General features: G+C 41.4%; 15 protein-coding genes, 15 tRNA genes and 2 pseudogenes. 12 read left to right on the forward strand and 20 right to left on the reverse strand.

All coding sequences use genetic code 11. The features are described 5' to 3' along the window. Positions 1–75: 75 nt before the first annotated feature. Positions 76–1,614, reverse strand: a complete 1,539-nt coding sequence (locus tag AADY36_RS10715) for a S10 family peptidase (protein ID WP_342408966.1) — start codon at positions 1,612–1,614, stop codon at positions 76–78. Positions 1,615–1,993: 379 nt separating this feature from the next. Between AADY36_RS10715 and gloA the strand changes: the two genes are divergently transcribed. After that, on the forward strand, positions 1,994–2,392 hold the full coding sequence (gene gloA, locus AADY36_RS10720) for a lactoylglutathione lyase (protein ID WP_055021479.1): 399 nt from the start codon (positions 1,994–1,996) through the stop codon (positions 2,390–2,392). A 10-nt stretch (positions 2,393–2,402) separates the two neighbouring features. Here gloA and AADY36_RS10725 read toward each other — a convergent pair whose 3' ends face one another. The 13 genes from AADY36_RS10725 to AADY36_RS10785 all read right to left on the reverse strand — a co-directional run bounded on the left by AADY36_RS10725 (position 2,403) and on the right by AADY36_RS10785 (position 10,544). Further along, a complete protein-coding gene (locus tag AADY36_RS10725; protein ID WP_342408967.1) occupies positions 2,403–4,640 on the reverse strand; it encodes an ATP-binding protein in 2,238 nt (745 codons plus the stop codon). Beyond that, entirely contained in the window at positions 4,637–5,800 is a 1,164-nt protein-coding gene (locus AADY36_RS10730; protein WP_342408968.1) for a sugar ABC transporter substrate-binding protein, read from the reverse strand. Before AADY36_RS10730 ends, AADY36_RS10725 begins: the two co-directional genes overlap by 4 nt. A 68-nt stretch (positions 5,801–5,868) precedes the next feature. Further along, on the reverse strand, positions 5,869–7,014 hold the full coding sequence (locus tag AADY36_RS10735) for an ABC transporter permease (protein ID WP_054563664.1): 1,146 nt from the start codon (positions 7,012–7,014) through the stop codon (positions 5,869–5,871). Between the two features lie 5 nt (positions 7,015–7,019). Further along, on the reverse strand, positions 7,020–7,946 hold the full coding sequence (locus AADY36_RS10740; RefSeq protein ID WP_342408969.1) for an ABC transporter ATP-binding protein: 927 nt from the start codon (positions 7,944–7,946) through the stop codon (positions 7,020–7,022). After that, positions 7,943–8,890 carry an HlyD family secretion protein gene (locus AADY36_RS10745; RefSeq protein WP_054563634.1) on the reverse strand — a complete coding sequence of 316 codons (948 nt, stop codon included), beginning with the start codon at positions 8,888–8,890 and terminating at the stop codon, positions 7,943–7,945. Before AADY36_RS10745 ends, AADY36_RS10740 begins: the two co-directional genes overlap by 4 nt. A gap of 218 nt (positions 8,891–9,108) precedes the next feature. Beyond that, positions 9,109–9,184 (reverse strand) — tRNA-Glu (locus AADY36_RS10750). Between the two features lie 167 nt (positions 9,185–9,351). Continuing rightward, a tRNA-Glu gene (locus AADY36_RS10755) sits at positions 9,352–9,427 on the reverse strand. A gap of 78 nt (positions 9,428–9,505) precedes the next feature. Then, positions 9,506–9,581: transfer RNA gene (locus AADY36_RS10760), tRNA-Glu, on the reverse strand. 169 nt (positions 9,582–9,750) lie between these two features. Beyond that, positions 9,751–9,826 (reverse strand) — tRNA-Glu (locus AADY36_RS10765). 167 nt (positions 9,827–9,993) lie between these two features. Further along, positions 9,994–10,069: transfer RNA gene (locus AADY36_RS10770), tRNA-Glu, on the reverse strand. 78 nt (positions 10,070–10,147) lie between these two features. Next, a tRNA-Glu gene (locus AADY36_RS10775) sits at positions 10,148–10,223 on the reverse strand. A 130-nt stretch (positions 10,224–10,353) separates the two neighbouring features. Next, positions 10,354–10,429: transfer RNA gene (locus AADY36_RS10780), tRNA-Glu, on the reverse strand. A gap of 39 nt (positions 10,430–10,468) precedes the next feature. Then, positions 10,469–10,544, reverse strand: a tRNA-Ala gene (locus AADY36_RS10785). Positions 10,545–11,188: 644 nt separating this feature from the next. Between AADY36_RS10785 and AADY36_RS10790 the strand changes: the two genes are divergently transcribed. The 10 genes from AADY36_RS10790 (at position 11,189) to AADY36_RS10835 (ending at position 17,505) form a co-directional block, all read left to right on the forward strand. After that, positions 11,189–11,264: transfer RNA gene (locus tag AADY36_RS10790), tRNA-Val, on the forward strand. A 36-nt stretch (positions 11,265–11,300) separates the two neighbouring features. Then, a tRNA-Val gene (locus tag AADY36_RS10795) sits at positions 11,301–11,376 on the forward strand. 67 nt (positions 11,377–11,443) lie between these two features. Continuing rightward, positions 11,444–11,519: transfer RNA gene (locus AADY36_RS10800), tRNA-Val, on the forward strand. Positions 11,520–11,555: 36 nt separating this feature from the next. Continuing rightward, positions 11,556–11,631 (forward strand) — tRNA-Val (locus AADY36_RS10805). Between the two features lie 43 nt (positions 11,632–11,674). Continuing rightward, positions 11,675–11,750: transfer RNA gene (locus AADY36_RS10810), tRNA-Val, on the forward strand. A 35-nt stretch (positions 11,751–11,785) separates the two neighbouring features. Continuing rightward, positions 11,786–11,861: transfer RNA gene (locus AADY36_RS10815), tRNA-Val, on the forward strand. 101 nt (positions 11,862–11,962) lie between these two features. Beyond that, a tRNA-Val gene (locus AADY36_RS10820) sits at positions 11,963–12,038 on the forward strand. A gap of 503 nt (positions 12,039–12,541) precedes the next feature. Beyond that, positions 12,542–14,176: a response regulator gene (locus AADY36_RS10825; RefSeq protein WP_054563633.1), complete on the forward strand. Its 1,635-nt coding sequence runs from the start codon at positions 12,542–12,544 to the stop codon at positions 14,174–14,176. An 18-nt stretch (positions 14,177–14,194) separates the two neighbouring features. Further along, positions 14,195–15,559 (forward strand): extracellular solute-binding protein, encoded by a 1,365-nt coding sequence (locus AADY36_RS10830; RefSeq protein ID WP_062566966.1) that lies wholly within the window; start codon positions 14,195–14,197, stop codon positions 15,557–15,559. After that, positions 15,556–17,505: an ATP-binding protein gene (locus AADY36_RS10835; RefSeq protein WP_342408970.1), complete on the forward strand. Its 1,950-nt coding sequence runs from the start codon at positions 15,556–15,558 to the stop codon at positions 17,503–17,505. Before AADY36_RS10830 ends, AADY36_RS10835 begins: the two co-directional genes overlap by 4 nt. A gap of 29 nt (positions 17,506–17,534) precedes the next feature. Here the strand turns inward: AADY36_RS10835 and msrB are convergent. Further along, positions 17,535–17,897 (reverse strand): annotated as a pseudogene (gene msrB, locus AADY36_RS10840) (peptide-methionine (R)-S-oxide reductase MsrB); the annotation flags it as partial. 19 nt (positions 17,898–17,916) lie between these two features. Between msrB and AADY36_RS20875 the strand changes: the two are divergent. Beyond that, positions 17,917–17,997 (forward strand): annotated as a pseudogene (locus AADY36_RS20875) (hypothetical protein); the annotation flags it as partial. 61 nt (positions 17,998–18,058) lie between these two features. Here the strand turns inward: AADY36_RS20875 and AADY36_RS10845 are convergent. The 5 genes from AADY36_RS10845 to zipA all read right to left on the reverse strand — a co-directional run bounded on the left by AADY36_RS10845 (position 18,059) and on the right by zipA (position 22,175). Beyond that, positions 18,059–18,511 (reverse strand): hypothetical protein, encoded by a 453-nt coding sequence (locus AADY36_RS10845; protein ID WP_054563629.1) that lies wholly within the window; start codon positions 18,509–18,511, stop codon positions 18,059–18,061. Positions 18,512–18,520: 9 nt separating this feature from the next. Beyond that, entirely contained in the window at positions 18,521–19,009 is a 489-nt protein-coding gene (locus tag AADY36_RS10850) for a DUF2919 domain-containing protein (protein ID WP_054553711.1), read from the reverse strand. Continuing rightward, a complete protein-coding gene (locus tag AADY36_RS10855) occupies positions 19,006–19,350 on the reverse strand; it encodes a DUF3392 family protein (protein WP_055021909.1) in 345 nt (114 codons plus the stop codon). The genes AADY36_RS10850 and AADY36_RS10855 overlap by 4 nt, the downstream gene beginning before the upstream one ends. Beyond that, a complete protein-coding gene (gene ligA / locus AADY36_RS10860; protein ID WP_054563627.1) occupies positions 19,343–21,364 on the reverse strand; it encodes an NAD-dependent DNA ligase LigA in 2,022 nt (673 codons plus the stop codon). Before ligA ends, AADY36_RS10855 begins: the two co-directional genes overlap by 8 nt. 82 nt (positions 21,365–21,446) lie before the next feature. Then, a complete protein-coding gene (gene zipA, locus AADY36_RS10865; RefSeq protein WP_055021910.1) occupies positions 21,447–22,175 on the reverse strand; it encodes a cell division protein ZipA in 729 nt (242 codons plus the stop codon). Positions 22,176–22,198: the final 23 nt, after the last annotated feature.

Raw genomic sequence — 22,198 nt, forward strand, 5'->3', positions numbered from 1 at the left:
CCTTTTTCTATCACCTCAGTAAGTTCATTTTGCTTATTGTGCCAAACACTAGGTTTGGCACAATGTTCCTAGCCATTATCGTGGGTTTTGGCTTACCTGCTTTTTAATAAATTCTCGCGTATCTCTTAACAGTGCCACTCTTGCTGGTTCGTGGACATACATCATGTGACCGCCGTGATAATAGTGATAATCAATTTTATCAGCGTATATACCGTGTCTATTTAAGGTGTATTCAGCATCAAAAAATGGCGTAACAATATCGTAATAACCAGAGGCGACCATCACTTTCATTTGCGGATTGCTGCGAAGCACATAAGATAAATCTGGCGCTGTATTAACGTATCTTGGCTCCCAGCCTTGTCCATCAGGAGCAGTGCGCCAGCGCCAGTTATCTGATAACTCAGGATCGCCAGGGTTTAAGTATTTTCTTTTCCACTGTACGTTTAAATCTGCGCGCATATATTTCATCAGTGCCGCTTTATATGCTGGCCCTATCACTTTTGACGCATCTTGCTTAGGAGCTGCTGTTAAATCGTCTCGTTCATCAAGCTTATAACGTCCATCAAGAAAGCCTACTGCGACACCCTCATCACGCAATAACTCTTTTGCAAATCTAAAGGCGTTAATGCGTAAATCAACCTGCTCAATATATTGTTTGCTTAGCCCTGTATAACGGTGAAGGCTGTCAACAATTCGCTTCCTGTCAGCTTTACTAAGCGCATTACCCTTAAATAAGGCTGGTAATAATTCATCAACTGCAAATTGTCGGCTCGCATCAATAAACGCTTCAAAATCTCCAGATGTATCTACTTTTTTATGATACCAAGCGGTTGCAGCAAGTGTGGGTATGTAAGTGATATAAGAAATAATGTTGTCATCAACATAAGGGCTTGAACCTTGATAGTCTAAAGCTTGTGACACAAAAATAATGCCATTTACATTAATCAGGTGTTTATCCATCAGTACTTTAGAAACCGCTGCTGCTCGAGTTGTCCCATAGCTCTCACCCAATAAAAATACTGGTGCATTCCAGCGATTTTCTTTTGTTAGCCACTGGGCAATAAAATCAGCGATAGAGGCTGCATCTTGATTTAAGCTCCAAAAGGCTTTGCTGTCAGTGTTGCCTAAGGCACGCGAGTAACCTGTACCAACAGGGTCCACAAACACCATATCAGTTACATCAAGTATCGTCTCAGGCGCATCTTTTAATTCGTAAGGAGCCATTCCTGGATGTGAAGCATCGCTTGGTACAACAACTCGTTTAGGACCATAGGCGCCCATATGTAACCAATTAGACGATGAGCCTGGGCCACCATTCCAGATAAATGTGACTGGTCTGTTTTTATTATCGCTTGCAGCTATGTAATCAAACGAAAAAATAGCAGCAGTTGGCTCTTCGTTTTTGTTTAATAAATAGGTTTCACCGGCTACAGCTTTGTATTTCATCCTTTTGTCATTAAAAGTACCTTTATGATGGGTCACAAATTTAGTGGCTTCGGGTATCGGCTTCTTACTGTTGTTTGATTCTGAAGTTTCATCTGCATTAACCGCATTTGTACAAAACGCAAACAATGTAGAGATGACTACAGTTTTGAAATTGGCAACATACGCCATGTTTTATTCTCCCTCGGAGGCTTAGCTTTATCGGGCTTGATAATAGAGCGTTGCTATTTATGTCTTGAATGCTTTGTCAGCCTATTTTTCAAGTTTTATGTTATTCACCTATTACCTTTACAGTAAGAAGGTGTAATTTCAACTGTCTGCGACAAAGGTGTTGTAGTACTCTATCCTATTGCAAAATAGCAAGGGCCTGATTATATTTCCAAATCATAAGCTTAATTATTAATTTAACAGCATAGTCTTTACGCTTTATCTCAATCTTGCTGTGCAAGTAATCGAAATAACTTATAATCCATGTTTAATAATTTTAATGCGCAGCCTTCCTGCGCTATTAGAATTGTGCAAATTTAAAGACAAAAAAGAGGATGCTTAAATGCGCTTATTACACACAATGCTTCGCGTTGCTGATTTAGATAAATCAATTGAATTTTATACGCAGGTATTAGGTATGAAAGAGCTGCGCCGTGCAGACAACGAAGAGTACCGCTACACCCTTGCTTTTGTCGGTTATGGTGACGAAAAAGATTCGACCGTGCTTGAGCTTACTTATAACTGGGATACTGACAGCTATGATTTGGGTAATGCATACGGTCATATTGCTATCGAGTTTGATGATATTTATAAAGCCTGCGAAGACATTAAAGCTGCTGGCGGTAATGTGAGTCGTGAGCCGGGTCCTGTAAAAGGCGGCACAACTGAAATAGCATTTGTTAAAGACCCAGATGGTTATGCGATTGAGTTAATTCAGAAAAAAGATAACACCACTTTTTGATTCATACCGGCTATTTCGGCGATTGCTGAGATAGCCACTTTGCTAGCGCTTTTTCAAGTTCAACAAAATTAATTGGCTTTGCAATATGGTCATTGATACCAATTTTTGCGCTTGTTTCGATGTCGTCTTTCATTGCATTAGCACTGACTGCAATAATCGGCGTATCAAAATCTGGCCTTGCAAGTAAGTTTTCACTGGCAGTCAATCCATCCATCACTGGCATTTGAATATCCATTAAAATCAGTGCGTAATCTTGTGTTAGGGTTTTCTCACAGGCAATTTGTCCATTTTCTGCCAGTTCATAATTTAGACCTAATTGAGTTAAATACTTAGTGATTACAATTTGGTTAATCGGGTTATCTTCGGCAATTAATATTGGCTTATCGACGGCTTTAAAATCGAACTGAGTGTCTTCATCTGATTGGTGTACTTTTGCGCTAGCGTCCTGTGGGTTTAGTGATTTAAAATTAACATTAATGGTAAACTCGGTCCCTTTTCCAAACTCACTGTCGATAGCAATAGTGCCTCCCATCAAATCAATCATCCCCTTACTGATGGCAAGCCCAAGACCGGTCCCTCCATATTCACGAGTGGTGCTACTTTGCGCTTGAACAAAGGGATTAAACAGGGCCGTTATTTTATCTTCAGCGATACCTATGCCTGTATCTTTTACCGATAACACGACGGCTGTCTGGTGTTCATCTCGGCTTTGCAGAGTAAGCGAAAGAATGATCTCTCCTTGATTGGTAAACTTAACGGCGTTAGAGAGCAAGTTAATCAGCACTTGTTTAACACGTATTTCATCACATTCTACATTCAGCGATTGTAATGAGGAGACCTCAAGCCGGCAGCCAACCCCTTTAGCATCACAACTCGGTTTAAATAGTAAGATTAGGTCATGGCAAAGCGCGACTAAATCACATTGTCGCGACTCGAGCTCTATTTTATTGGCCTCTATTTTTGAAAAGTCGAGAATATCGTTAATCACGGTTAATAACACATCACTACAGTTATTAATTTGCCTTACAAACTCTGCTTGCTCTTGTGTTAGCGTGCTTTTATTGAGTAGCTGCAAAAAGCCCACAATACCATTCATTGGTGTGCGTATTTCATGGCTCATATTAGCTAAGAATTGGCTTTTAACTTGCTCAGAGCGCTCAGCGCGAAGTTTTTCTAATTGCAATGAAGTAATTTGTATATCAATGGTATCAGCCATGCTGCTGAGGGAATCTGCAATATCTTTAAACTCTTGATAATGAAAATCGTCGGTATCTTGTTTGTAATTACCTAATGCATATTCTCGGCTAAGAGCAGTAATACGATTTAGTGGGTTATGGAGACGGGCCGTCAACCAACGCACTGAGATAAATGAAATAATAGAGAGTCCTACAATTAACAACCCTGCCAATATAGCCGTTTGCTTTACAGCGCTGGTGTAGGTGGTTTTTGCTTCATTAATTTGGAATTGTAAACTGGTTGGCTTACCTGCAAAAAAAACATTACTGATTGAGGCCTGCCCCATTAATTTGCCGTTATCGCCAGCATCTCCCACGCTATATAGAATGTTATCTTGTGCTGTAATTTGTACCTGCTTACCCGCTTGATATACCGGTTGCTCATTGTGTATTGCAAGCCACTTTAACGCCTCTGATAAAGGCACAAAAGACACTAACACGCCCGTTTTAATTATTGGCTCACTGAGAGAATCTTGCTCATGTAGCAATGTAGATGTAATTGCCAGTAAAGCATTTTGTTTTGCCTGTAAAGGTGCGAGTAGCTCAGTAACTTGTGGATTATCAATAATTTGAACTGTGTTTTGCTCTGTTGATGTCTTGGCGCTGTCGAGAATGCTTTTTGTAAGTTTATAGTTCAAATTTAAAGAGGTTATAGGGTAACCTTCAACTATAAAGCCTTGATTATCAATTACTATCGATGCTTTTATCTGTGGATTTTGGGCAACAAACTCTTGTAGCTGCACAAGCGCGAACTGTGAGTACACCACTTTATTTGGCAACTCAGTTATCGCCTTAGTGCTACTTAGTAATTGGCTATTTTTCTCAAGCTTAAATAAGAGTTGTTCAAGACTGGCTGCATTATTTCTAGCTTGCCATTGCAAACTCGTATTTGCTTGGTCAATTGAGCTTAAATAGAAACGCCCAATCATCAAACCTGCAAGGATCAGTAGGGGAATAATGACCAGTAGTAATACACTGATAAATAAGGCGCGGCTAAAGCGTGGACTACTCATTCATCCCCTTCATTGGCAATCGAACGCTCTGCCAACCCTTGCATAAAAAGCCCCGCTTGCTCAGCAGTTAAGGCACCACTGCCATAGCGAATAAATCCTTTATTTAATACTTCCCATACGATGATCATAGATGCGGTAGAGGGCATAGGTTTTGTGAATTGTATAGCATCAATTAAGGTTGATAACTCAGTGCCTTGTTGTGCTTTTAGGTTATTTAAAACCTCAGTGTTAACTGGGATATCTTGAAGTTTTTGCCAAACCAGTGTTTGGAATTTTTCCGCTTGAACCAATTTAGCAAATTTGATCAAGCTCTCTTTATTTGCACCATTTAAAGCATGGTTTGGAAATGCCAGCACAAAGGTTGAGTAGTAAGGCTGCATATACTCACCATTGAGTTTCGGTAATTGTTGTATTCCTAAATTATTACCCAATGCCTCTTCATACGTTTTTAATGCCCATGCACCATCAATGGTGAAAGCGGCTTGCTGCGCTTTAAATGCATTATTTGAGCAAGTGTAATCGCACTGCCTATCAATCAGGTTTTGTTTATTTAAATCCCAAACAAATTTGAGAGCCAATTGCATTGCCGGTGTATTTAGCTGAACATGGTTATCTACAATTAGGTCGCCATTAAAAGCCGATAAGAACGGGATAAACCAATACATCTCCATAAAACTCCATGTAACGAGTTTCACTTTTTCAGGCAGTGTTGGTTGAATTTGGTATATATCCTGCCAATTTTCTATTGGTTGTTTAACAAACTGCTTATTATAAAAAAGTAACAAGTGATTCCCTTGAATGATGGGTATACCTAAGAGCTTATTGTTGAGCTTTGCAGTTTCTAAGGTTCGCTTGTCTGTGGTGTCAGCTATGAGTGAGTGTGGAATAACGCTGTAGTTGGCATATTTATCAAGGCCTAAGTGATCAGCGGGTACAATAACAACGTCTGTTGAGGTGCTGGTACTAGTATTTTGCACCAACCTTACCTTTAGCGCCTTTTGGTCAACCAATACAGAGTTAACCGTTAAACCGCTTTGCTCTGCAAACTCACTAAGCAATTGGTTAAAATGTTCATGCTTCATGGTATGGGCTAGGTTTATCGTTGCTGCATAGCCATCAAACGTAACTAATAGCACCGCCAGCCAAAATACTCGCCACACGCTAATGTCTACTCAAAATGAATTAAAATTACTTTTTAGTTAAGCACATATGCCCTAAATTGCCCAGCCTAATCAAGGGTTTTCTTAAACCTAAATGCAGCCACAGCCAAGCCCAAAATTGTAAAGGCTAACAGCCAAAGTAAATCACTGCTCATGCTTATTAGATTGACATCTTTTAGCACGATTCCACGTATTAACCTTAGGTAATGCGTTGCGGGTAAGCACTCAGCAAGCCATTGCGCTGCCTTTGGCATGCCTTCATAAGGAAATACAAAACCTGATAATAATATCGAGGGTAACAGAATGAAAATTGTCATTTGCATTGCTTGAAGCTGATTTTTAGCGATGGTTGAAAGCACTAAGCCAAGCACTAAACTGGCACATATAAACGCAAAGGTTGCGACAACCAATGCGACTAAACCACCTCCAAAAGGAATATGAAACAAGAGCTTACCCATACCTAATATAATAAATAACTGAATAAAACCAATGAAGATATAAGGCACCACTTTACCGATCATTAATTCAAGTGAGCTTAACGGTAAGGTGATTAAAAGCTCCATATTACCTCGCTCTTGCTCTTTAACAATGGCAGCAGAGGTAAACATAATCATCGTCATGGTTAAAATAACAGCAGCTAAACCTGGCACAATATTCACTGCAGAGCGTTGCTCTGGGTTATAAAATAAGGTCGTCTCAAAGGTTGGGTATGTTCTATTCGCAGGCTTATCGAGAAGCTCTGCAAGCGGCATATTGCGCAGCGATTTTATGCTCGACGCTACCATTGTATCGGAGCCATCAACTAACCAATGCGCAATTGGCCTGACTAACGACTCATTACTGCCATCAGGCAAACCAAAACCCACTGTTGGGTGCTGGGCAAGTCGGTTTGCCACATCGTGGGGTATAAACAGCACAGCCCGCACTTTCGCGCTCGCGATTGCTGTTTGTGCCTGTTCAATACTGTCGTAATAATCCGTCACTTTAACCACATTTGTCGCCGATACTGTTTGTACTAAAATGCGACTGAGCGCAGTTTGACTATGATCGACCACTGCAACAGGGATATCTTTAACGTTGGTGTTAATAGCGTAACCAAATAGAATCAGTTGGATAAGGGGGATCATCACCACCATCGCAAAGGTCATTCTATCGCGGCGTAATTGTAATAATTCTTTGTTTACAATTGCTTTTATCCGGCTTAATGAAGTCATAATACTCATTGTCTGCCCTGCCCTGTGCAGGTGACAAACACGTCTTCAAGGCTTGGGCGCACACTATTTACTTGCCACGTATCCTGACAAAATGATTGCTGTTTTATGAACTCAACGGGGTCTTGAACACCTTTTTTTACTAATACTCGCAGCTGTGTACCTAATTGAGTGGCTGAGATAACATGGTCGATTTTTGCGAGCTGTTTTTTTAATTCTCTGGTTTGCGCCCCTGCGATTTCTAAAACATGAGCGTGCATGTCTGTCATTAATTGCTTTGGAGAGCCATCCGCGCGTTTAATACCAGATTCTAAAATGGCTAAACGATGACAACGCTCAGCTTCATCCATGTAATGGGTGGTGACTAATATCGTGGTACCGGCATTACTTAAATCAAACAGTGTTTCCCAAAAATCACGGCGATTTTGTGGATCGACTGCCGATGTTGGTTCATCAAGAAATAAAATTTTCGGTTTATTAATCACTGCAGCAGCCAATGCTAAGCGCTGCCGTTGGCCCCCACTCATACTTCCGGCCATTTGATCTACTCTTTGATCAAGACCATAGGTATGGAGCAATTCGTCAATTCTTTGTTGTTTTTGTTGCTTTTTAAACGGGTAAAGCGCCGCCATGAACTTTAGGTTTTCAAGCACGGTCAGGTCACTATAAAGTGAAAACTTTTGTGTCATATAACCAAGTTGCGTTCTGAGCTTTTCAGCATCTTTTGGCAGACTCAAGCCAAGCACATTGATATCACCAGAGGTTGGCTTCAATAAACCCGTAAGCATACGGATTGCAGTCGTTTTACCACAGCCGTTAGGGCCCAAAAAGCCATAAATTTGCCCTTGCTCAACGTCTAGATCAAGGTTATCAATCGCTTTTAAATCGCCAAATTGTTTTACCAAACCTTTGGCATGGATCACCGATTCAGTCATGGCATAATCACTTGAGCAGGTACGCCTGTCGGTAAATTATTTTCACTTACCGGTAGTGTTACCTCAGCAAGGTACATTAATCTCGCACGCTCTTCCTGATTAAGGGCATAAAAAGGCGTGAACGCAGGCTCTGAGGCAATCCAGGTCAGTTCACCCTGAATATCTTTATCTATGCCATCGACACGAACTTTAAGTGTCATGCCCTGATTGAGCTTGGCACGATATGGTTCAGGGATATATACGCGCGCATAAGGTGCGCTGTTTGCTTGAATAATAACGACTGGGCTGCCTTTAGTAACTCGCTCACCTACGTGCCAAGGTAAGTTATCGACCCTGCCAGCACGCATCGCTTTAATTGTCAGATCTGAGAGGTATTTTTGCTGTACTTTTAGTTCTGCTTCTGCCGCCTGAACTTGCGCTTTCGCACTATTAATATCTTCAACGCGAGAACCATTTGTTAATTCATTTAAGTTCTGCTTTGCTGATTCTAAATTAGCGAAAGTCTCATCGCGTGCAGCGGTTGCACTGTCTAAGGTTTCTTGGCTTGCGAGTTTATCTTTAACTAAGGTTTTTGCACGGCGAAAATTAGCTTCGCTTTGCGTATATGCAGCATTAGCTGCTGCTACTTTGGCTGATGCACCAGCAACTTCTTCGGGGCGAGCACCATTCAAGGTTTTTTCAAGAAATGCAGTGGCTTGAGCTAGTTGAGCTTGTGCTTTAGCAACAATCGCTTGTTGTAGTTCGGCATCGAACCTTGCAATCACCTGCCCTTTTTCGACCAACTGGCCTGCTGAAACGGGTAAATCGATCAGTATTTCGTTAGTCGTTGCAGGATGGATCACACGCTCACGCTCAAGCGTTCCTAGCGCTACTCCCTCATTTGAGTCTGAGCAAGCAGTAATGACTAAAGAAATTAGAATGAGTACAACACGTTTAGCTAACATTTTAATTTCCTTATGGTTAGCTGATGAGTTGCTAGATACTATAAAGTATTAAAATGATCTGTAAAAGTGATCTATAGGAATTAAAGTTTTAGAAATATATGGAGTCTATATCGTAAAGATATATGGAGAATAAGGAATCTTAAGTTGAAAAATCTTAGTTATATTTGAAATGATATTTAAAAGATAGTCTTTCCAACACATTACTTACTTAAAGTAAGTGGCGTCCCCAAGGGGATTCGAACCCCTGTTACCGCCGTGAAAGGGCGGTGTCCTAGGCCTCTAGACGATGGGGACGCAGAAATTGGTTTGCAAATCACTGATTTGCTATTTCTGCGTAAGATGAGACCGAGCCTGCGAGGCGAATGGCCTTAGCTTAAACAGAAAGTTTCTGTGTCACTAGGACAACTGAATAGTTAGACTCGATTCAGACGAGTTCTTAATAACACAACACTTAAAGTAAGTGGCGTCCCCAAGGGGATTCGAACCCCTGTTACCGCCGTGAAAGGGCGGTGTCCTAGGCCTCTAGACGATGGGGACACATAATGTGTCACTAGGACAACTGAATAGTTAGACTCGATTCAGACGAGCTCTTAATAACACAACACTTAAAGTAAGTGGCGTCCCCAAGGGGATTCGAACCCCTGTTACCGCCGTGAAAGGGCGGTGTCCTAGGCCTCTAGACGATGGGGACACATAATGTGTCACTAGGACAACTGAATAGTTAGACTCGATTCAGACGAGTTCTTAATAAAACAACACTTAAAGTAAGTGGCGTCCCCAAGAGATTCGTACTCTTGATAACGTCGTGCATAGATTGCGCGGTGTTCACCGCCCTACTACACATAACCTACTTGAATAAGTGGCGTCCCCAAGGGGATTCGAACCCCTGTTACCGCCGTGAAAGGGCGGTGTCCTAGGCCTCTAGACGATGGGGACGCAGAAATTGCTTTGCAAATCAATGATTTGCTATTTCTGCGTAAGATGAGACCGAGCCTGCGAGGCGAATGGCCTTAGCTTAAACAGAAAGTTTCTGTGTCACTAGGACAACTGAATAGTTAGACTCGATTCAGACGAGCTTTTAATAACACAACACTTTTACTAAGTGGCGTCCCCAAGGGGATTCGAACCCCTGTTACCGCCGTGAAAGGGCGGTGTCCTAGGCCTCTAGACGATGGGGACACATAATGTGTCACTAGGACAACTGAATAGTTAGACTCGATTCAGACGAGCTTTTAATAACACAACACTTTTACTAAGTGGCGTCCCCAAGGGGATTCGAACCCCTGTTACCGCCGTGAAAGGGCGGTGTCCTAGGCCTCTAGACGATGGGGACACATAATGTGTCACTAGGACATTAAATGATAGTTTGACTCATATCGGAGTTAAGGTTACTAAAATAACATGTAAGTACTCGAGACCAACATATTTATTCTCTTGGCAATTGCTCACTTACTAAGAGTAAGTGGCGTCCCCAAGGGGATTCGAACCCCTGTTACCGCCGTGAAAGGGCGGTGTCCTAGGCCTCTAGACGATGGGGACGCAGAAAACTGCAACCCTAGGACAAACACTATGCAAATCTGGTGGAGCTATGCGGGATCGAACCGCAGACCTCTTCGCTGCCAGCGAAGCGCTCTCCCAGCTGAGCTATAGCCCCGACTTGCATACACACCGCCAATTAATGTTGGTTGTGTATCGCTGAGTGCGGGGCGCATTCTATGCAGCCCCCCAAATAAAGTCAACAGTTTTTTATCTAAGTTTATTTAAATGATTTAAATTTCAACAAGCTGACTAAATATCAATCCGTTGCGGAGGTATTTTATACAAAGCGCTATCAAATTAGCTATTTTGGGCTAATTGCATTGTTGATTTGTTATCAAAGACTCTCTGCTTTTGAGTTTACTCTCTAAAAAAAGGGTATACATTTATATGCAAAATAAAGTTCGTTATTTAAAGCTTTAAATAAAACGACTTTCCCCTCCCCTGCTTTGTTTTTAATAGTGCTAACTAGAGTGCAATTAACTAATGCAAATTTATCGATATGAAAAAACTGTTTTAAAAATTTACTGTATTCATATCATTTGGAATGATTTACCTAGGTCATAAAGCTATAGATCCAAGTCTAAATATAAGCTTATGAATATAAATTGCATATTTGTTCGCCAAAAAATGCTTAAATGCCATGTCATTGTTTATAAAAGCTGCATCTAACACATTTTTACTCATTCAAGTGTTGACACATTTACAACTCTATCTATAATAGCGCCCCACAACAACGCAGCAATGAGTTGTTTTAGATATGGGTCGTTAGCTCAGTTGGGAGAGCATCGCCCTTACAAGGCGAGGGTCACTGGTTCAAGTCCAGTACGACCCACCATTATTCCCTAATGGTGTTCATATCTAAATTCTTAATGGGTCGTTAGCTCAGTTGGGAGAGCATCGCCCTTACAAGGCGAGGGTCACTGGTTCAAGTCCAGTACGACCCACCATTTACTTTCTCTTTATAAAGAAAGTTTCGGTGGTCCTTCCATTAAGAAAATATGCTGTATGTAATATGGGTCGTTAGCTCAGTTGGGAGAGCATCGCCCTTACAAGGCGAGGGTCACTGGTTCAAGTCCAGTACGACCCACCATTTTAAAATGGTGTTTCATATTACAAAAATCTAAATGGGTCGTTAGCTCAGTTGGGAGAGCATCGCCCTTACAAGGCGAGGGTCACTGGTTCAAGTCCAGTACGACCCACCATTAAACAAACTTTGATGGGGTTTTCATTTAGATTATTCTTCGCGGGTCGTTAGCTCAGTTGGGAGAGCATCGCCCTTACAAGGCGAGGGTCACTGGTTCAAGTCCAGTACGACCCACCATTTAATTAAAATGGTAGCGAAGAAAAAGATTATATGGGTCGTTAGCTCAGTTGGGAGAGCATCGCCCTTACAAGGCGAGGGTCACTGGTTCAAGTCCAGTACGACCCACCATTACTTTTTGAAGCAAAGAGCATCGCAACTCTTTACAACGAAAAGGCTCGGTGGTTAAGTTCAGTAAGACCAACCATTTAATCTAAAACAAATTTATATGTGGGTCGTTAGCTCAGTTGGGAGAGCATCGCCCTTACAAGGCGAGGGTCACTGGTTCAAGTCCAGTACGACCCACCACATATAAAACCTCCTTATTTTATCTCTAGTTTTCAAAAGCATCGCCACTCTTTACAAAACACAGGCTCGATGGTTCAAGTCCAGTACGACCCACCACATATAAAACCTCCTTATTTTATTTCTAGTTTTCAAAAGCATCGCCACTCTTTACAAAACACAGGCTCGATGATTCAAGTCCAATACGACCCACCACATATAAACACTCATTAAATACTTTCTTTAAAGCTTCCTTGTTTTATCTCTAGTTTTCAAAAGCATCGCCACCCTTTACAAAACACAGGCTCGATGGTTCAAGTCCAGTACGACCCACCACATATAACAATCACTTCTAACTTCTAATATCTAACTTCTAATATCTAACTTCTAATATCTATCACTCACTACTCCATTTATTGATATAACCCAAAGCTAAACTTTAAATCATTGCAAAAGCTGTAATTTGCCTTGTCAGCAGCTAGACTGTTTATTATAGTCATCGTTAATGTCACTTAGTCGCAAGTCCAATGCCTGCAAAGATTTTTTCGAAAGCCAAAATTTTAATAGTTGAAGAGCAGCCACTTGCTCAAAGCTATATGAAACAGTCCTTAGAGGGATTGGGGTTTCGTCAGTTGCGTTTTGCTGAGCATGCAATTGCAGCAAAAGAACAATGTCAAATTGAGCAATTTGATCTCATCGTTTGTTCATTTAACCTTAGTAAACATCAAGATGGTTATCAGCTTTATGAAGAGCTGAAAATGAAGCGTCTTATAAAAAACTCTACCGGCTTTATTTTTATTTCAGCTGAAACAAGCGGCTCGTTAGTTCACAGTGTACTCGAGCTACAACCAGATGATTTCTTAGTTAAACCCTTTACAATTAACGAATTAAAAAATCGTATTGAAAAAGTGTTATTGCGCAAAAGTAACCTACATCAAATTTATCAACTTATTGATGATGGGAATGACTCCAAAGCAATTAAACAAATTGATGCCTTGCTGCAAAACAAAGGTAATAGTTACAGCGCCATTCTGTTGAGATTAAAAGGCGACGCCCTTCTTCGCCTTAAGCGCTTTGAAGAGGCCAAAACATTTTTTAAATCAGTGCTCGATATTCAAAAATTTACTTGGGCAAAAGTTGGTTTAGTCGAAGCGCTTATTGCTAATAATGAACATACCCTAGCACACCGCATGCTTAAGACGATGTTGCAGCGCAGTGAAACGAGACTAGTTGCGCTTGATTTACTAGGTCGATTAGAAATTAAACTCAATAAGTTTGATGAGGCTCAGGACTTTTTTAGTAAAGCTGTTGAGATTGCCCCACGTAACATTGACCGCCAAAAAGCCCTGAGTCATGTATCATTGCTTAATCATGATTATGAAAAAAACTATTTAACTCAAAAAGATATTGCCAGTTACGCAAAGCACTCAATTCACGATAACCCTGATATATATTTAAATGCGGCGCGCGCAGGGATTGATTTTGCTTTAACGACGGATCAAACCGATCAAGTTAATCGCATTTCGAGACAGACAAACCAGTACTTAAGTGATTTAAAAAAGCAGTTTCCGAATAGTAATAATCAAACACAAATTGATGTTCTCAATGCGCGTTTGCATTATTTAAAGGATGAACATCAAAAGGCTAAAGCACTTATCAATCAGCTTGATGAAAGTGACACTCAAATTCGTTCAGTAGATGGTGCGCTCGATAAAGCGAAAGCGTTTCATGAGCTTGGTTTTCACCACAAAGCACAGATGCTATTTAACCAAATTATCACTCACTGTGAACGCCACCCATCAGTTAGCGATCCGGTGTATTTACGTTATATTCAACAACAACAAACTGAACGACGAGATATCAAGCTCGGTCCGAAAGAGCTCAATAATCACGCTGTAACACAATTTAATAAAGGTCAGCTCAATACGGCACTTGAAGCCTTCACCCAAGCATTTAGGATCATGCCTAAAAATGCCAGCATCGCTTTAAACCTACTGCAATGTTTATTCGATACAAATAACCAAGGCCAATCATTTAATTTAGCGCTCGCGAAAAAATGTTTTGCCTTGCTAGATGCGCAAACATTAGAAGATGAACAAGCAATCCGCTTTGAAAAAATTAAAGCCTTGGCTGCAAAGTTAAAAATTAAGCTTGCTGAGTAATCGAGTATGGCATTTTCTTTGTTTAAATTTAAAAAGCCCCTCCTAAGCGTTGCGCTTTTAATCTTTTGCCAATACAGCTTTGCCTCAGCAACATTACAACATTGGCAACAAGCCAGTATCAATTGGCAAAGTAAAGCAGGTAGCCATATCAATATTTTGGCTGATGAGCAGCCTGCATTTATGGCGTTAAAACCCTACATTCCTTTATTTGAGCAGCTAACAGGGATTTCTGTTGGCTTTCATGCTTTAGAACAATCACAAATGCGTGTTCGTCGCCATCAAGATTTAAGCGAGGCTTCAGGGCTTTACGATGTACTGCCGATGGGGATTACCTTTTTAGGTGAAGCGCAAAGCCAAGGCTGGATTGAGCCCTTGCAGCCTTACATTGATAACCCAAAACTGACAGACAAAACTTGGTATCAGTTAGAAGACATTAGTGAGCGTAGCCTAGCGCTTTGTAAAATTGATAACACGCTATATTCGTTACCATTTGATTTTTCTGCGCCGATTTATTTTTATCGCAAAGATCTTTTCGAACGTTTTAACTTAGCAGTTCCAGATACCTACGAGCAACTACAAGCAACCAAGGTTAAGTTACAACGGGAAATCGACCGCACCCCTTCTTTAAATGGTATGCATGCATTTGCCTCACGGACATTGCCCGGTGCAGGATTAAACACTTGGACTGTATTACCTGTTATGCGTGCTTATGGCGCTGAAGTTATCGACGCGCAGGGCCAGTCAGTTTTTAATAGCCCTGAAACGGCACAAAGCCTACAAGTGTATCGCGACCTAGTAACAGGGTTCGGCAATCCAGATAACAGCCGCTTACTGCATTTTTATGAAATTCGTCGCCTGTTTAAAGAAGGCCGCCTTGCCTCGGCCTTTTTGGCTTCTCATTTTTATAATGAAATAGATACCGCCGAAGAGTCAGATATTTGGAATAAATGGGAAGCAGCCCCCTTGCCTGCTGGTCCAATCGCCAGAGAAACATCTCCTTGGGCATGGGCATTTGCAATTAATAGCAAATCAACTAACAAAGATGCTGCATGGTTATTTATTCAATGGGCAACCAGTGAGCAGACCGCCGCACTACTTAGTACAGGAGGCTCACCGCCTAGACAAAAAGTGTGGCACGAGAAGCTGTTTACTCTAGTAAACAAACCTGGCTTTAATAAAGCCATGTTATGGGTGTTTGAGCATGCAACGCCTGATCGCCTTCAGGCTGGCATGGTCGAGTTTCCGGTTATTGGCGAAATTATTTCGCAAACCTTTAGCCAAATTTTCTATGGTGCAGATATAAAACAATCAATCAAAAGCACAGACGCAAAAATTAACGCTAATATGCAAGCATTAAAAGTACGGAGCAATATTGAGCAATGAGAATTAGTATTGCCCACAAAATTTTAATGATCATTGGCTTTACCATTACCCTTATTTTAGGGGCAAGTACGTCGTTGCATGTAATGGAGCTTAAAGAGCAAACACTTTTGAACATGAGTGAAAAAGCCGATGCGATTGTCTCGCCCATGTTGTCAGAAATAAACAGCCTCACACAAGACAATACCGTGGGAAGTTGGGTGCTTAAAATTCAGGGTATTACATTAAAGAACATTTTAAAAAATAATACCTTTGATGATTTAAAGACGATTTACTTTATCGACCAAAATAACTTTATCGCTGCACACCCAGATAACAGTAAAGTAGATACCCTAGAAACTAACCAAGTGCTGCTAAAACAGCTCAACCCTGAGAAAAATGCCATTGTAGCCATGGATCAGCAATATGCTGTTGCTGTGCCAATTAGCAATTTTCAGGGGGAAAACATCGGTTACGTTATCGTAAGCTTTTCAGATAAAGACTTAGCGTTAAAGACTAAATCGATTATTAGTAATGCAGTTTCGCTGTTTGCTATTTACCTGTTAACCGCACTTATCATCGCCTATATCATTATTCGCCGTATTATTTTACAGCCCATTGATCAGCTCGTAGAATTTTCTCATGCTGTGACCACGGGTGATTTAAACTGCCCTATTAATATAAAAAGCCAAGATGAAATAGGTACTCTCGCCAGTGGCTTTAAAATGATGCGCGCTGCGGTTAGACAGCAGATCAACAGCATGCATGAACAACATAGTTTGCTTGAAGACACGGTTGCAAAGCGCACTCAAGAGTACCTTGATGCTAAAGAACAAGCTGAGCAATCAAATCAGGCTAAAAGTCGCTTTTTAGCTAATATGTCACATGAGTTAAGAACTCCGCTCAATGCAGTGCTAGGTTTTAGCCAATTACTACAAGATAGCGAAACAGATAAAAATAAGCGTCGTTATTTAGAAGCAATATCAATCTCTGGAAATTCACTGCTTAATGTTTTGAATGACATTCTCGATTTATCAAAAATCGATGCTGGTAAAATGCAACTCGATATTGAGCGTGTAGAAATCCCTAAAATGTGCCATGAGCTTAATATGATGTTTTTACAGCTCAGTGCGCAAAAAGATCTCGATTTACAAATAACCTCTCACCCTGAGTTAACAACTCCAGTGTTACTTGATAGCAATAAAGTTCGCCAAGTACTAACCAACTTAATCAGTAATGCTATTAAGTTCACAGCACAAGGCAGTGTTAAAGTGTATTTTGATTTTAAAGCACACGATGACAACAGCAATATTGATATCAAAATTCATGTCACAGACACAGGTAAGGGTATTCCTAAAGATCAACAAGATCTTATTTTTAATGATTTTGAACAAGTACAAGGCCAACGTAGTTCTGAGTTTGGTGGAACGGGGTTAGGTCTTGCGATTTCACTGCGTTTTATCAAGCTAATGGGTGGTGAGTTATCGGTGATCAGCGATAAAGATAAAGGCAGTGAGTTTATCGTGTCGTTACCAAATATTGAATTAGCTGAATCTAAAAACGAAGTGGAACATCGTAACTACCCCGCTATTTCGAGCTACCACTTTAATCCTGCTCGCATTTTGATTGTTGATGATATTCCCTACAACCGTGACTATTTAGAGTCCTTCTTATCGCGCTGGAGCTTTACCGTAGACACGGCTATCAATGGTGAAGATGCCCTTAAAAAAATTGAGCAGCATCAGCCTGATTTAATCATCATGGATTTAAAAATGCCGGTGATGGGCGGATTAGAAGCAAGTCAGTTAATTCGCAGTGATGATCGCTTCAAGCATATTCCAATCATTGCGGTTACAGCATCGGTATTAAAAGATGATAAGGCGCAATCCAGTATTTTGACAGACTACATAATCAGTAAGCCAATTCACCGTGAGCACCTTATTTTTATCATTGCTCAATACTTAGATTAGGTAATGATTAGATAGAGATTAAACACGCATTAGTCGCGTTTTTTCATCGCTATAGCATTCATGCAATAGCGTAAGCCACTTGGCGGTGGACCATCAGGAAATACATGTCCTAAATGTGCATCGCAAACATTACATACGGCTTCAATGCGCTGCATACCATGGCTAGAGTCCGCGATATAGGCAATGCTTTCAACACTGCTAGGCTGGGTAAATGACGGCCAGCCTGTGCCACTATCGAACTTTTCATCGCCATCAAAAAGTAAGTTGTCACAACACACACACGCATATTGACCTGGTTCAAATATCGTACATGAATCAGAGCTATGCGGACGTTCGGTGCCTTTTAAGCGGGTTACATAGAATGCATCTTGTTCGAGCTCAGCTTGCCATTCAGATGGCGATTTTTCGACTCGACGTGAAGGTGTTGGGTTACCGTTATGGGCAAACTCTAAAATATCTTGCCAAGTTAACATAATGCTCCCTCAGGGTTGAATACAACAATTGCACAGTACATCACAAGCACTACTAAGGGCAAGCAACGTGCGTCTAGTAATTACTGTGTTTGTAACCTGATATCTATTTGTGCACGTTCACGCTCAGAAAGTAGCTGTGCTAAATGACTATTTATTTGGCTGCTGTTAACACTTAATACGGCTGTTATCAACTGGTCATTGACATCAGTTACATGGATTATCCCTTCGCCGATTTCAATCTGCTTAATTTGGCCAATTAATACAAACTCAGCTTTGCGTTTAAAATCGAATAAACCAGCCAGACTTATCAGCGCTAGCTGATTTACATCACGCTTTAGTAAATCAGTAATGGGATTACGCGCTACAAATAACGGAGTTACCCGATAAAGGCTTGATAACGTAATAAAGCCCCATAACATCACAAACAACGAAAATGCAGCACTGTGCCAAAGTGGCGTAAATACCCACAAAGCAATTAATACCAGCGCGATAGTGAGTGAAATTTTTGCTAAAAGATTATTAATTGCCAACATATTGCAGCCCTATTTCTTTTCAATTGGATCTGGCCAATCATTAAAAAAGACCGACAGATATCTGCTTTTTAATAAATATAACAGTACCCATAACACCAGCACCATTTGACACGCTAAGAAAAACGAAAACTGATAGTGACTGTGCGCAGCCTGATAGGTTAACCAACTTAAATCTGTGATGGCACACAAAATTAATGGCCAGCGCATAAAACGCCATATAGATGCGAGACGTTTCGCACTTTCAGCATTTTCTTGAGGTCGGCGTAAACAAAAGATCACCGCCGGTAATAAGGCGATTGCCGCAATGGCAATGGCTGTAAAGAAATCACTTTTCGATTTAAAAAACAGCGACATGATATCTAAATCAGGGCGCCGACTCAGCGCCGCCATAATCCATATAAAGTAACTGCGTAACAACACTAACAAAGTTAAATGAAACGCTACTGGGGTTCGATAAGCGCCGTGTTTATCCCAGTATTCTGGACCGTAGCGATTCATATTTGGTTCTTCTTATCGGCAATGATGCCAAGTACCAAAAACGCAGCTGTAAGTGTAAGCGCCAGCCATTTAACACCGAGTAGCAGTAGCAACTTACTTAAAAATGGAGTTACAAACACCACAAGTAAGCCCATGCCAAACCCTGTGACCAAAACAAAGCAAAGCACGCGAATAATAAAGTGACGACGCGCGACAAAGCGCTTGGTCACTTTAATAATATCGTTTGCATACAAGGATATAAAACACACCACCAGCAATAATGAAATATTGTAAAGGTGTGGTTGCAGCCAGCTGCCAATTGTTAAAGCAACTGACGACAATGCCTGCAATAGACTATCCATTGTGCTCACTTAAAAGTGCAATGAGGTCAGCCTCAGTTAACACATCAATGCCTAAGTCTTGTGCTTTGGTTAATTTTGAGCCTGCTTTTTCACCCGCAATCAGTGCATCTGTTTTAGCCGATACACTACCCGACACTTTTGCACCTAACGCTTGTAAACGTGCTTTTGCATCATTACGATTAAGCTCACTCAATGTGCCGGTCAGTACGTAAGTTAAGCCAGCTAATGGCTGCGCATCGGCGCTCGGCGCTGTTAATTCTGGCCAGTGAATACCTTGCTCAACTAACGCATTTACAACTGCCATATTGTGCTCTTCGCTAAAGAAGCCACGTACATGCTTAGCAACGATCTCACCTACGTCACTTACTTCAGTTAACGCATCAACGCTTGCTTGAGTGATTTTTTCTAGAGTTAAAAAATGGTTTGCTAAGTTTTGCGCGGTTGCTTCACCGACTTCACGAATACCTAACGAATATAGGAATTTAGCTAAGGTTGTTTGTTTCGCATCTTGTAGTGCATTAACTAAGTTCTTAGCTGACTTTGGACCCATTCGCTCTAGTGATTCAAAATGCCCTTGTTTAAGGATAAATAAATCAGCAGGCGTTTTGATAAGCTCACGATCAACAAGTTGGTCAACAATTTTGTCGCCTAAGCCATCAACATCAAGTGCTTTACGTGACGCAAAATGTTTAATTGCTTGCTTACGCTGCGCTTGGCACACTAAGCCACCCGTACAACGGGCAACCGCTTCACCTTCAATGCGCTCCACATGTGAGTCACAAATTGGGCAAGTAGCTGGAAATTCAATGTCTTTTGCATCGTCAGGGCGACGTTCAAGGACAACTTGGGTAATTTGTGGAATAACATCACCCGCACGACGTATAATCACGGTATCGCCAATTTTAACGCCTAAACGGGCAATTTCATCGCCGTTGTGAAGTGTTGCATTAGATACCGTTACGCCACCTACAAATACCGGCTCTAATCGTGCTACAGGGGTGATTGCGCCAGTGCGCCCTACCTGAAACTCAACATCAAGTAATTGGGTGATTTCTTCTTGCGCCGGGAATTTAAAAGCAATTGCCCAGCGTGGTGCTCGTGCCACAAAGCCTAAACGCTCTTGTCGTTTTTTGTCATTTACTTTAATAACCACACCGTCAATTTCGTAGGCAAGGCTACTTCGACGGGTCAAGATATCTTGGTAGTAATCAAGTGCAGCTTGCTGACCTTCAACCAGTTTTGTTTCTGGGCAAAGTGGTAAACCCCAATCGGTGAGTTTAGCTAGCTGTTGGTAATGATCTTCTGGTAACTGCCCATCGGCAACAAGCCCAGTGCTGTAGGCATAAAACATCAGTGGACGCTTTGCTGTTACTTTAGAGTCAAGCTGACGTAAGCTACCAGCCGCAGCATTACGTGGGTTAACAAACACTTTGTCGCCACGTTTTTCGGCTTCACTGTTTAGTTTGGCAAAACCGGCGCTATCCATAAATACTTCACCGCGCACTTCAAGCTCTGCTGGGAAGTCATCGCCACGTAACTTAAGCGGCACATTACGAATTGTTTTCACGTTTTGAGTGATGTTTTCACCCACCATACCATCGCCACGGGTGGCTGCTTGAACTAAAACACCATCACGATAAATAATCGATACCGCTAAACCATCAAGCTTTGGCTCACAACAAAAAGTCAGCTCATTGTTGTCCATTAGACGCTCTTTGATACGGCGGTTAAAGGCGGCAAACTCTTCTTCTGAAAACGCATTATCAAGTGACAGCATTGGCACTTGGTGAGTAACTTGCTCAAACTTATCAAGTGCGGCGCCACCGACTTTCTGGCTTGGTGAGTCAGGGCTTTGAAACTCAGGATTAGCTTGCTCAAGGGCGCTCAATTCGCGCATTAAACGGTCATATTCAGCATCAGGAATGCTAGGTGCATCCAGCACATAATAATTATGGTTATGCTCTTCTAACTGGGCACGAAGTTGGCTAATTTGCTCAAAGATGGGGCTGGACATGAAAACCTCAAAAATCTACATAAAAAAGCCACTTAGACGACTTAACGCCAAGTGGCCTAATACTTATACTCTGTGTGTGCGATTACGATGAAAAGCTGCGAACTTTCTCAACATACTCACGAACGCTTTCAACCGTCATTTCTTCACGGTTGCTATCTAAAATCGTTGCACCAAATTCATCGGCTAGCTTTTTAGCAGCACTGTGCAACATGTTGAATGCACTTAGACCGTCGCCATCACATGGTAAGGTCATAAATAAGCTAACACCTGCCGTACTAAACTGTTCCATATTATCAATATCGAACGTGCCTGGGTTGTACATATTCACTAAACGGAATAACACCGGGCCTGTGCCAGCTGGGTCTAAATGACGGTTAAAGAAACCTTCTTCAGAATACTTAAAGCCTAACATATTAACAGCTGGCAATAATTGGCTGCCATCCATTGTTAAACCTTCTGGCATTTGTAAATGCACGATAATGAAATCGGTTGGAGCTTGTGCATCAGCAGGTTCTTCTTCAACTTCTTGTTGCTCAGCTTCAGGCTCTTCAACAACCTGTTCTGAAACAGCCGGCTCGTCGTGACTTTCTGCTGAAAAGCTTAAATCACCAAACTCTGGCTCATCACGCTCTTGCGATTTTGCAGTCGCAGGCTCTTGAACCTCGCTGGTTGTTTCGTTCGGTTCAACCCGCTCAACTGATGGCGTATCTGGGCTGTCCTTTTTACGCACCGACCATAAGCCGTGAATTAATAAACCACCAATGACAAATACACTGATTACGATTAAAGCCCATCTTAATTCTTCGGCCATCCCCTCACCTTTATTATTTGATA

Source organism: Pseudoalteromonas sp. D15MCD-2, assembly GCF_038562745.1.
Lineage (GTDB): Bacteria > Pseudomonadota > Gammaproteobacteria > Enterobacterales > Alteromonadaceae > Pseudoalteromonas.

Excerpts from the sequence above, each read along its gene's own strand:
- AADY36_RS10745 (WP_054563634.1), bottom strand. The coding sequence starts at position 8,890 with ATGTTAGCTAAACGTGTTGTACTCATTCTAATTTCTTTAGTCATTACT.
- AADY36_RS10850 (WP_054553711.1), bottom strand. The coding sequence starts at position 19,009 with ATGAATCGCTACGGTCCAGAATACTGGGATAAACACGGCGCTTATCGA.
- zipA (WP_055021910.1), bottom strand. The coding sequence starts at position 22,175 with ATGGCCGAAGAATTAAGATGGGCTTTAATCGTAATCAGTGTATTTGTC.
- ligA (WP_054563627.1), bottom strand. The coding sequence starts at position 21,364 with ATGTCCAGCCCCATCTTTGAGCAAATTAGCCAACTTCGTGCCCAGTTA.
- AADY36_RS10715 (WP_342408966.1), bottom strand. The coding sequence starts at position 1,614 with ATGGCGTATGTTGCCAATTTCAAAACTGTAGTCATCTCTACATTGTTT.
- gloA (WP_055021479.1), top strand. The coding sequence starts at position 1,994 with ATGCGCTTATTACACACAATGCTTCGCGTTGCTGATTTAGATAAATCA.
- AADY36_RS10855 (WP_055021909.1), bottom strand. The coding sequence starts at position 19,350 with ATGGATAGTCTATTGCAGGCATTGTCGTCAGTTGCTTTAACAATTGGC.
- AADY36_RS10825 (WP_054563633.1), top strand. The coding sequence starts at position 12,542 with ATGCCTGCAAAGATTTTTTCGAAAGCCAAAATTTTAATAGTTGAAGAG.
- AADY36_RS10725 (WP_342408967.1), bottom strand. The coding sequence starts at position 4,640 with ATGAGTAGTCCACGCTTTAGCCGCGCCTTATTTATCAGTGTATTACTA.
- AADY36_RS10835 (WP_342408970.1), top strand. The coding sequence starts at position 15,556 with ATGAGAATTAGTATTGCCCACAAAATTTTAATGATCATTGGCTTTACC.
- AADY36_RS10735 (WP_054563664.1), bottom strand. The coding sequence starts at position 7,014 with ATGACTTCATTAAGCCGGATAAAAGCAATTGTAAACAAAGAATTATTA.
- AADY36_RS10740 (WP_342408969.1), bottom strand. The coding sequence starts at position 7,946 with ATGACTGAATCGGTGATCCATGCCAAAGGTTTGGTAAAACAATTTGGC.
- AADY36_RS10845 (WP_054563629.1), bottom strand. The coding sequence starts at position 18,511 with ATGTTGGCAATTAATAATCTTTTAGCAAAAATTTCACTCACTATCGCG.